Origin of the sequence: Mesorhizobium sp. L103C119B0 (genome assembly GCF_000502235.1) — a bacterium.
In the GTDB taxonomy this organism is placed as follows: Bacteria; Pseudomonadota; Alphaproteobacteria; order Rhizobiales; family Rhizobiaceae; genus Mesorhizobium.
On record NZ_AYXE01000060.1, the window covers coordinates 1 to 2,424 of the forward strand.

Consider the following 2,424-nt stretch of genomic DNA (forward strand, 5'->3'; position numbering starts at 1 on the left):
ACATTCGCCTATCACAATGGCGATGAGGCCATCCTCAAAGCCAAACGGGACACTTCTTCAACAGCCTGCTAGAGAGTGGTTCGAGGCCAAGACCCAGTTCGCCGTCCTCGTCGGCGAAAGGTTCGTCAGCCAGTGACGAAACCGGCCTCAGGCACAGAATTCCTGACAGTCCCCAATGTAATCGACGCAGTACCTTAAATTAGGGCTGCCAGGCCGAGTTGCGCTCCGGCGCATACCGACCAAGTCCCGGGCCGCGCAAGCTCATCCCCAAGCCCGGCAAACCAGGGGAATTCCGACCCCTAGGCATTCCCACGGTCAAGGATCGCGTCGTCCAAGGCGCGGTCAAGACACTTCTGGAGCCAATCTTCGAGGCGCAGTTCTGGCATGTCTCCTATGGGTTCAGGCCCGGACGGAGCACGCACGGCGCCTTGGAGTATATCCGACGGGCTGCCCTCCCGCATAAACGCGACAGGGACACCCGGCGGAGTCGGATGCCCCTCGTCACCCTCCGGTCAGCGACGCGCTTGCGTAGCTTTTCCAACAGATAATGATGGCTGATGTTGTCGAAGCAGCCCTTGATGTCGCCCTCGATGACCTATGGATACGGCTGATCGGGCAGTTCCTGAAAGCCGGTGTTCTCTCGTACAGAGGCCGGAACCCCTCAGGGCGGGATTATCTCACCACTGCTTGCCAACATCGCGCTCAGCGCGATCGAAGAACAGTACGCACGGTGGGTGTATCAGCGCACCAAGGCTCATGCCGACCGTCAATGTGACGGGAGGACCGCGGCAGGCAGAGCGCGCTACTGGGATCGCATGGCTGGTCGCTGTGTGTTCCTGCCTGTGCGCTACGCCGACGATTTTGTGCTGCTGGTGTCCGGTACGCAGGAGGATGCCCTCGCGGAGAAGACCGCGCTGGCGGACTACTTGCGCCGGACCACAGGCCTTGAGTTGTCGCCGGAAAAGACGAAGGTCACGGCCATGACAAGCGGGTTCGAGTTCCTCGGATTCCGCTTTGTCATGCACTGGGATAGACGCTACGGCTACGGCCCACGCGTCGAGATTCCCAAGACAAAGGCCGCCGATCTGCGTTGGAAGGTCAAGGCACGTACGGGTACGAGTTCCGCCCGGTGCAGTCTGGCTTCCAAGCTTCGGGAGCTCAATCCCATCCTGCGCGGGTGGGCGAACTACTACCGTCACTGTGCCTACGCCGGCCGGGTGTTCACCAGTCTCGACTGGTACACTGGCATGAGGTAGAGCGCTGGTTGCGGAAGAAGCGCCCCAAAGCGCGGTCGCGTGACATCTGGGCGGCCTATCAGCCCAGCAGTCGCCGGCCGACGAGACGGCTCTGGCGCGAGGGATTGGTCGAGCAACACATGCTCGCCTGGACCCCCGTCTGGCGCTTCCGTCTCGCATGGATGGATATGCCTGACTTTACCATGTCTTCTGGAGAGCTGGGTGCGTAACGAAAGGCGCATGCCCGGTTCGGGGAGAGGCGGTGAGAAACCGGTCGCTGAACGGCGGCGCGGCGCTTACCGCCTACTCAACTGTCNTGCCCGGTTCGGGGAGAGGCGGTGAGAAACCGGTCGCTGAACGGCGGCGCGGCGCTTACCGCCTACTCAACTGTCGATGAAAGAGACGGCAGTGTCGATCCGCCGTGAAGGCGAACGGATCTGGCGCGGGAAGTGCGCCTCTGATCCAAAGATCATTGCCGAGCTTATCCGTAAGCGGGCGCCGGCCGCCAAACGCGTGGTGTTCGAGACTGGACCCCTTTCCGTCTGCTTCTATCGCGCGCTACGCGCGGAAAAGGTGCCAGCGATCTGCATCGATGCTCGCCATGCCAAAGCTGCACTCGATATGGCGCCGAATAAGACCGACGCGAACGACGCCGACGGTTTGGCGCATCTTGCAGAGGTGGGGTTCTTCCGTGAGGTGCGGGGGAAAGGATTTGACAGCATGCTGACCCGCACGCTCATGGTGGCACGCACCCGGCTGGTCCGGATCACCACCGAATTTTCCAACCAGATTCGTGGGCTCATGAAAACGTTCGGCCTGCTCGTTCCTGCAGGTAAGGGAACCACGTTCGAGAAGAACGTTCGGAGCCTTCTTATCGATCACGAGGAACTTGCTCTCATCGTGCTGCCGATGTTGGAGGCCTGGCGCGGCATTCGCATCCGTGCCGCCAAGCTTGGGCGCCAGCTCGTCGCAGATGCACGTCAGAGCCAGGCATGCCGCATGCTCATCTCGATCGCTGGCATCGGCGCCATCACAGCAACCTCGTTCGCTAAGGGACCGGCTTGCGTCAAAAGACGGCGGCATGGAGCGCCTCCTCCTTCTGAAGAGTTGGTTCTAACAGCGCCTAAGGATGCCACACCCTCGCCGCTCGCCCATAGCATCTACTCAGCGGGGCACGATCCGCAGTCAA

The 2,424-nt window shown here is 61.4% G+C and carries 2 protein-coding genes and 1 pseudogene; all 3 read left to right on the plus strand.

All coding sequences use genetic code 11. The features are described from left to right. Nucleotides 1-218 precede the first annotated feature (218 nt). Nucleotides 219-407, plus strand: a pseudogene (locus X728_RS1000000172350) (group II intron reverse transcriptase/maturase); the annotation flags it as partial. A gap of 225 nt (nt 408-632) precedes the next feature. Continuing rightward, nucleotides 633-1,256 (plus strand): reverse transcriptase domain-containing protein, encoded by a 624-nt coding sequence (locus X728_RS1000000171995; protein ID WP_023833337.1) that lies wholly within the window; start codon nt 633-635, stop codon nt 1,254-1,256. 372 nt (nt 1,257-1,628) lie between these two features. Then, nucleotides 1,629-2,424 (plus strand): IS110 family transposase (locus X728_RS137015; protein WP_023833338.1); only part of this gene is annotated, 796 nt, incomplete at its 3' end.